The following is a 7,013-nucleotide window of genomic DNA, read 5'->3' as shown; positions in this document are numbered from 1 at the left end:
GGCCCGGGATCTGGGCGACCGGACTGATCAGCGGCGGCGCCTGGGGCGAGCGCAGGTAGGCGAGCAGGAGTTCCTCCAACTGCGGGGTGTGGGACTGCCACTGGCTGCTCACCGGACCGTCCGGACGGATCAGGGCGGTGGCCTGCCGCCCGCTGGTGCGGTACTCCACCACCGTGTGCCCGGCCAGCTCCGCGGGCAGCCCCCCGCCCTCACCGCTGGCGACACCCTGCAGCAGCACGTGGGCGCTGCGGATCTCGTCCACGTCACCGGCCATGCGCAGCCCGCCGGTCGAGATCACCAGCAGGAAGTCGCAGACGCTCTCCAGCTCGCTGAGCATGTGGGAGGACATCAGCACCGTGGTGCCGTGCTCGGCGGCCTCGGCCATCAGGGTGCTCATCAGCTCGTGCCGCACCAGCGGGTCCAGGTCCGACATCGGCTCGTCCAGCAGCAGCAGGTCGGGCCGCTTGCCGAAGGCCAGCGCGAACGCGACCCGGGTGCGCTGCCCGCCCGAGAGGGTGCCGATCCTCGCCTCCATCGGCACATTGCCCGCGCGGACGATCTGCTCCGCGGCCCGCTGGTCCCAGCCCGGGTTCAGCTCACGGCCCAGACGCAGCGTCTCGGCCACCGTGAAACGGCGGAACAGCGGCTTCTCCTGGGCCAGGAACGCCGTGCGGCGGCCGGCCTCCGCGGACTGCGGCACCGCGCCGAACACCGTCAGCGTGCCCTCCGTCGGCTCCAGCAGGTTCGCGGCGATCGACATCAGCGTCGTCTTGCCCGCACCGTTGGGCCCCACCAGCCCGCAGATCCGCCCGGCCGGCAACCGGAACGAACAATCCCGCAGGGCCCACCCCCGCCGGTACCTACGGCCCACCCCATGAGCCTCGATCGCCGACTCCTCCACCGGGCCGCCCATGTCCATGGCATCCGTGGCGTCACGCACTGGTCATCCTCTTCTCCCGACCTTCCGGTGTTCCGTCGGCCGCCGTGGTGCCGGCGTACCGCTCCTCCAGGACCGCCGCGACCAGCGCGGCGACGTCCTCCCGTTCCAGGCCCGCCTCCTGGGCCCGGGTCATCCACGCCTCCAGTTCCCCGCGCAACGGGGAGTCGGCGCCCGCCTGGGGGCGGGCCAGTGAGCGGCGGATGAAGGTGCCGAGGCCGGGCCTCGGCTCGACCAGCCCCTCGCGTTCCAGTTCGCGGTAGGCCTTGAGCGTGGTGTTCGGATTGACGGCGCTGGTCTCGGCGACCTCCTTGGCGGTGGGCAGCCGGTCCCCCGGCATCAGGACGCCCAGCCGAAGGGCCTGCTTGGTCTGCTGCACGATCTGCTGGTAGGCGGCGATCCCGCTGCGCCTGTCGATGCGGAACTCCACGAGCTTCAACACCCTTTAGCTACTCGATTAGTGGAATGATGATGGGAGAGAAGCCCCGGAAGTGTCAAACGAAGGCCTCACGAGGCGGGCGCGATCATCGCCGGCGACGGCGAGGGCGACAGGTGAGAAGTGACTTCCACGGCGGCGGCCTCGACGGCATCGCCCCGGCGTCCACCGGGGCCGGGGCCGGGCCCGTTTCACCGGTCCGACCGGGCGGCGGGGTCGTCGTCACCCACCGCCGGCAGGGCCCGTCGGAACAGACCCGGACCGTCGCACAGGGGTCCGTGGCCATCGACGGCGCCGGGAGCGGTCCGGCCGCGGGGCGAAGGGGCCGGCACGGGCCCGGTGGGTCATCCGCGGTTCGGTGCCTCGCTGCACGACTCCCGCAGGGTCGCCGGCATCCACCGCCGGAACGCCCGCTGATCCGGGCGAGAACGCGATCGCCCCGCCGGGTTTCCCGGCGGGGCGAAGGACGCGAAGGACAGACGCTCAGAGACCGTTGCGTGCCCCGTTCATCGTGTAGCCGAAAAGGGCCTCCTCGTAGCCGACGGTGATCCCGGCGGACTTGCCGGAGACGTTGGTAGAGCCGCTGATCACCGGTCCCGAGGAGCCGCTGCGGGTGACCCACAGGGCGCCCAGGTCGTCCTCGCCCGGTATGCCCGTCAGCATGTCGGCCTTCCCGTCGCGGTTCACGTCGGCCAGGTGGACCGCCGCGCCGAACTGGTCGTCGGCCTCTGCTCCCCCCGGCACGCCGGCGGTGTCCTGCTGGTAGCCCGTCGCACCGGCGCCGGTCAGCCCGGCGGCGGAGCCACGCAGCAGCACGCTCTGCCCGGCCTGCGAGCGGGAACCGATGGCCTCACCGGGCTCGCCGACCAGCACGTCCTCGTAGCCGTCGCCGTTCACGTCGCCGGCGCTCAGCGACTGGCCGAACAAGTCGGCCTTCTCCCCGCCGCCCGGCACACCGGCCGTGTCCTGGTGGATGACGGTGGGCGTCTGCTCCGGGTCGACGCCCTGGGCGCTCCCGTACCAGACGTTGATCTCGCCGCCGGTGTGCGCCACACCCCCGGGGGTGGAGCTGAACGCGGAGTCCCAGGGCCGCCCCAGGACCAGGTCGCCGTAACCGTCCTTGTCGACGTCCGCCACGACGCCGACCATGCCGCTCGCACCGGGCAGCTGGTGGATCCCGCCGGTCCGGTCCTCGATCCAGACGTCGCCGTTGAGGTTCCCGCCCACCGGTCCGGGCAGCCAGATCCGCTCCGCCACCCCGTCACCGTCGAGGTCCCCCGTGGTGAGCCCCCGGGTGGTGCCGAAGGGCGGGAGGATCCGGCGGCCCGCGTACGCCCCGGTGCGGGTGAACGGGCCGGTGAAGGAGATCGCACCGTTGATGCTGCCGGTGCCGACGTCGGGGTATCCGTCACCGGTCACGTCCGCGGCCTTGATGACGGCGGAGTAGCTGCCCCACTCGTTGAGCCCGGTCGGCGGGGCGAGGGTGGCACCGCCGGTGAGCCCGCCGGCCCCGCCCCAGAGCACGGTGATGCTGCCGTAGCCCTGCATGGTGCCGATGGACTCCCAGGGGGAGCCGATGAGCAGATCGGCATAGCCGTCCCGGTCCAGGTCCGCGGTCTCGACGGAGGTCCCGAAGCCGTCGCCCGGCTCGGCGGTGCCGGGCACTCCGCTCGTGTCCTGGGTGATCACCTTCTTGCGGGTGGTGCTGACGCCGGACGACGAGCCGTACAGGACGACCACGGCACCGGCGCCGTCGGCCTTGCCGACCTTCGCGACGGGGGCGCCCACGGCGACGTCCCGATATCCGTCGCCGTTGAAGTCGTCCTGGACGCGGGCGGTGTTGGCACCCTTGTACGGCTGCGGGGCCGCCGTCGCCGTGGGTGCGGTCAGTGCGATGACGAGGGCCGTGGCGCTGGTCAGCAGGACGGTCGGAGCGATGCTTCTGCGCATGGTCTCGGGAATCTCCTGGGAAGGGCCGGTCATCGGCTGCTGGTCGAGACGGAACCGAAGTGCGGGGTGCCGGAGGTGGACAGACCCGCGCCCGCCGCGGTGATGCCGAGCGCCTGTGACGGGACCGCCCCCCGCAGGAGCCACATCGCGCCGTCGCCGCCGTCCTCACCGGGACCGCCGACCACCAGGTCGGCCGCGCCGTCCTTGGTGCAGTCCCTGAGCAGCACCGAGCTGCCGAACGCGTCACCCGCTTCGGAACTGCCCGGGACACCCGCGGTGTTCTGGGAGACGCCGCGCGCGGCCGTCGTGACCAGTCCGCCGGCGCCGCCCCGGATCACCGTGACGGCGCCGGACGCGCCGTCCTCCCCGGGGCTGCCGATGACGAGGTCGGCGTAGCCGTCCTTGTCGGTGTCGCCGATGGACAGCGCGGCGCCGAAGCGGTCGCCCGCCTCCGACACCCCGGGGATGCCCGCGGTGTTCTGGTCGATCACGACGGTGGCCCCGGAGCCACCGGTGACACCGCCGCCGTAGGTGACGGTGACCTTGCCGCCGAGCGCTCCGTGGGGGTCCGCACCGGGTTCGAAGGGGTTCCCGCTCACCAGATCGGCCTGGCCGTCGCCGTTGAGGTCGCCCACGGCCGTCACGAGTCCACCGGCCTGCTCGTCGGTGTACTGGCCCGAGTGGACGAGGGTCCGCACGAAGCTCCCCTCACCGTCGGAGCCCCAGGTGTCCGTGCTCTGGCCGCGACCGGAGACGACGAGGGTGTCGTCGGCGGCCGTGACCAGGCTCGTGATCGCGTACTTGGGGTTGAAGTTGACGCCGACGCCGCCCAGCCAGGAGCCGCCGGCCGTCGCGGGCATGTAGTAGACCCCGTTGTCGTTCGCGCCCACGGCGATGACGGGCCGCCCGTTGTCGGTGTAGCCGTCGAAGGTGCCGACGGCCAGTGTCCGGCCCCACGCGTCGTGCTCGTAGGGCGAGGGGTCCCCGACCGTGAATGCCTTGCCCGGCGTCGTGGACGATCCGTGGACGAAGGTCACCAACCCGCCCCCGATGTCACCCGACACTTCCTCACCCGGCGCACCGATGACCAGGTCGCTGTAGCCGTTCAGGTCCACGTCGTGCACCGCCGCCGAGGCCCCGAAGTGGTCGCCGGCCTCGGCGGAGCCGGGTATGCCCGCGGAGTCCTGGGTCAGCACGGCGCGCTTCCCGAACCCGCCGGCAGAGCCGTAGAGGATCACCACCGCCCCCGCCCCCGCCCGTCCCGCGACCGTGGCGTCGGGGGCGGAGATCACGAGGTCCCGGTAACCGTCGTGGTTGATGTCGCCCGCCACGCCCGACGCGGCCCGGGCGGACGAGGGGACGGCGACCAGTGCCCCGCCGAGGACCGATACGACGACAGCGGACAAAGGGTGTCTGAGGGATCGGTGCATCGTGCTGGACTCCAGGGGGAGAAGACGCCGGTGACAGCGACATGACGCACGGACGCACGAAATGGTTGTACGGACTTCCCCTGGAGTTCACCCGGAGTCCTCGGAGGCCGGGCCGGACACGTGACGGCCCCCGTCGGTACCGGCCGGCGGAGGGCTGCCGACCGGTACCGCGGCTCAGCGGGAGGCCGCGCTGTCGATCCAGGCGACGACGGAACTGACCGTGGCGTCGTCGAGCTGCCGGGCGATGGTGTGCACGGCGTCGCTGTCCCCCGGGAGCGGAGGCACCCCGGCCGCGATGAGCGCGGCGTGGAGCTCGACCCAGCGCGCGTCGACGGCGGCCAGGTGGGCCCCCAGGGGGACGCCACCCAGTGACTGCTGCGGAGTATCGAGAAGGCTCATGGGGTTTCCTCTCGGATCTCGGACGGTGTCGACCGGACTCGCCGTGCAGGACAGCCGCGCGCCGCCCGCCGGTTGCGCCGCGCCGCCGACTTCACCCGTCCGGCCCTCACCGCGACCGCCGGGGCCTGTGCCATGGGGATGACATTTGCCGGTCCGGTGACGCGGGCGGCACAGCAGGGGGCATGGCCTACTCCAGTGCCCGCGCCCGTATCCCACGGAAGGCCAAGGATGATCGACAGGCGGACTTTCGGCACGATCGTCGGCACGGGAGCGGTCGCGGCCACACTGGCCGGGATCGCCACGGGGTGCGCGACGACCGGGCCCGACGAGAACAAGCCGGCGCCGCCCATGGCCCCCGGCAAGGAACGGCCCCGCGACGCCGCGGCGTTCGGCCCGCTGAAGCAGGTGAGGGCCGGGGTGCTGGACGTCGGCTACGCCGAGGCCGGACCGGCCGACGGACCCGCGGTGATCCTGCTCCACGGCTGGCCGTACGACATCCACAGCTACGTCGCCGTCGCACCCCTGCTGGCCGCGAAGGGCTACCGGGTGGTCGTGCCCTACCTGCGCGGCCACGGGACGACGCGCTTCCTGTCCCGCTCGACGCCGCGCGATCCGCAGCAGGCGGCGTTCGCCCTGGACATCGTCGCGCTCATGGACGCCCTGGGGATCAAGAAGGCGGTCCTCGCCGGCTTCGACTGGGGGTCGCGGACGGCGGACATCATCGCCGCGCTGTGGCCGGAGCGGGTCAGGGGGCTGGTCTCGGTGACCGGCTACCTGATCACCAACCGCGAGGCGAACAAGCAGCCGTTGCCGCCGAAGACGGAATGGGCGTGGTGGTACCAGTACTACTTCGCGACAGAGCGCGGCCGTAAGGGGCTGGAGCGCTACCGGGACGACCTGGCCCGGCTGGTGTGGAAGTTCAACTCCCCGACCTGGGGCTTCGACGACGCCACGTTCGAGCGCACCGCGACGGCCTTCGACAACCCGGACTACGTCCCCATCGTCATCGGCAACTACCGCTGGCGGCTGGGCCTGACGGAGGGTGACCCGCGCCACGCCGACATCGAGGCGCGGCTCGCCCGCGGGCCCGTCATCGCCGTGCCCACGATCACCCTCGACGGGGCGGTCGATCCGTTCACCCCGCCGGGCGACGGCTCGGCCTACCGGGCCAAGTTCACCGGGAAGTACGCGCACCGCACGCTGCAGGGCATCGGGCACAACGTGCCGCAGGAGGCCCCCGCGGCCTTCGCGCAGGCCGTGATGGACGTCGGGCGGCTCTGACCGGGCCCTTGGGGGCGGCGCCCGTGGCCGGGCGCGGGGGCCCTGCCACGCGCGGGCTGCCCGGGGTGGTCGGACGTCGCGGGTTCGTCGCCGTCGCGGCGGCGGCCCGGCACCGGGCCGGGCACGCGGGCGGCCGTGTCCCGGCCGCCCGCGTGCCCGGTCAGCGCGCGACCGCCGCCGTCGCCCTGCTGGTCGCGACACCGCTGCTGTGACCGCCGCGCACGGCGGTCACCTTGACGGTGATCTTCTTTCCGCGCTGGGCGGACTTCAGGACCAGCTTCGACTTGGTGGCGCCGCTGATCGCCTTGCCGCTCGCGTACCACTGGTAGCGGTACGAGGCCGGTGCCGGCGTCCACGTCCCGTGCGACGCGGTGAGCGTGCGGCCGACCTTGGCGGTACCCGATATCGCCGGCGCCTTGGTGGCCTTCGGGGCGGCCCCCTTGGCGACCGTGACCGCGGACGTCGTCACGGTCCCGTCGAGATGGCCGGTGCGACGGGCCGTCACCGTCAGGGAGAGCTTCTTCCCCAGCAGCGACGCCGGCACCGTGTACGCGGACCCGGTGGCCCCGGAGACCGCCTT

At 72.9% G+C, this 7,013-nt stretch carries 6 protein-coding genes and 1 pseudogene; 1 reads left to right on the top strand and 6 read right to left on the bottom strand.

Annotation, left to right across the window (positions count from 1 at the left end; translation table 11 throughout):
- The 5 genes from ACFW3D_RS10465 to ACFW3D_RS10445 form a co-directional block, all read right to left on the bottom strand.
- Positions 1-919 (bottom strand): ABC transporter ATP-binding protein (locus ACFW3D_RS10465; protein ID WP_500503529.1); only part of this gene is annotated, 919 nt, incomplete at its 3' end.
- A 13-nt stretch (positions 920-932) separates the two neighbouring features.
- Positions 933-1,379, bottom strand: a complete 447-nt coding sequence (locus tag ACFW3D_RS10460) for a GntR family transcriptional regulator (RefSeq protein WP_500503516.1) — start codon at positions 1,377-1,379, stop codon at positions 933-935.
- A gap of 477 nt (positions 1,380-1,856) precedes the next feature.
- Positions 1,857-3,323, bottom strand: coding sequence for an FG-GAP-like repeat-containing protein (locus ACFW3D_RS10455; RefSeq protein WP_500503514.1), 1,467 nt, complete (start codon positions 3,321-3,323; stop codon positions 1,857-1,859).
- Positions 3,324-3,352: 29 nt separating this feature from the next.
- Positions 3,353-4,729: an integrin alpha gene (locus ACFW3D_RS10450; protein WP_500503512.1), complete on the bottom strand. Its 1,377-nt coding sequence runs from the start codon at positions 4,727-4,729 to the stop codon at positions 3,353-3,355.
- A 198-nt stretch (positions 4,730-4,927) separates the two neighbouring features.
- Entirely contained in the window at positions 4,928-5,152 is a 225-nt protein-coding gene (locus ACFW3D_RS10445; RefSeq protein ID WP_431959109.1) for a hypothetical protein, read from the bottom strand.
- Positions 5,153-5,380: 228 nt separating this feature from the next.
- Here ACFW3D_RS10445 and ACFW3D_RS10440 point away from each other — a divergent pair, with 228 nt between their 5' ends.
- Positions 5,381-6,433, top strand: a complete 1,053-nt coding sequence (locus tag ACFW3D_RS10440) for an alpha/beta fold hydrolase (RefSeq protein WP_500503509.1) — start codon at positions 5,381-5,383, stop codon at positions 6,431-6,433.
- A 160-nt stretch (positions 6,434-6,593) separates the two neighbouring features.
- Here ACFW3D_RS10440 and ACFW3D_RS10435 read toward each other — a convergent pair.
- A pseudogene (locus ACFW3D_RS10435) lies at positions 6,594-7,013 on the bottom strand (hypothetical protein); the annotation flags it as partial.

Origin of the sequence: Streptomyces sp. NPDC058864, assembly GCF_042742985.1 — a bacterium.
Classification (GTDB): domain Bacteria; phylum Actinomycetota; class Actinomycetes; order Streptomycetales; family Streptomycetaceae; genus Actinacidiphila.
The sequence above is the reverse complement of the archived record's forward strand: the minus strand, read 5'-3'. Positions and strand labels throughout refer to the sequence as shown.

Coding starts and splice junctions, on each gene's coding strand:
- ACFW3D_RS10455 (WP_500503514.1), bottom strand. CDS start 3,323: ATGCGCAGAAGCATCGCTCCGACCGTCCTGCTGACCAGCGCCACGGCC.
- ACFW3D_RS10445 (WP_431959109.1), bottom strand. CDS start 5,152: ATGAGCCTTCTCGATACTCCGCAGCAGTCACTGGGTGGCGTCCCCCTG.
- ACFW3D_RS10440 (WP_500503509.1), top strand. CDS start 5,381: ATGATCGACAGGCGGACTTTCGGCACGATCGTCGGCACGGGAGCGGTC.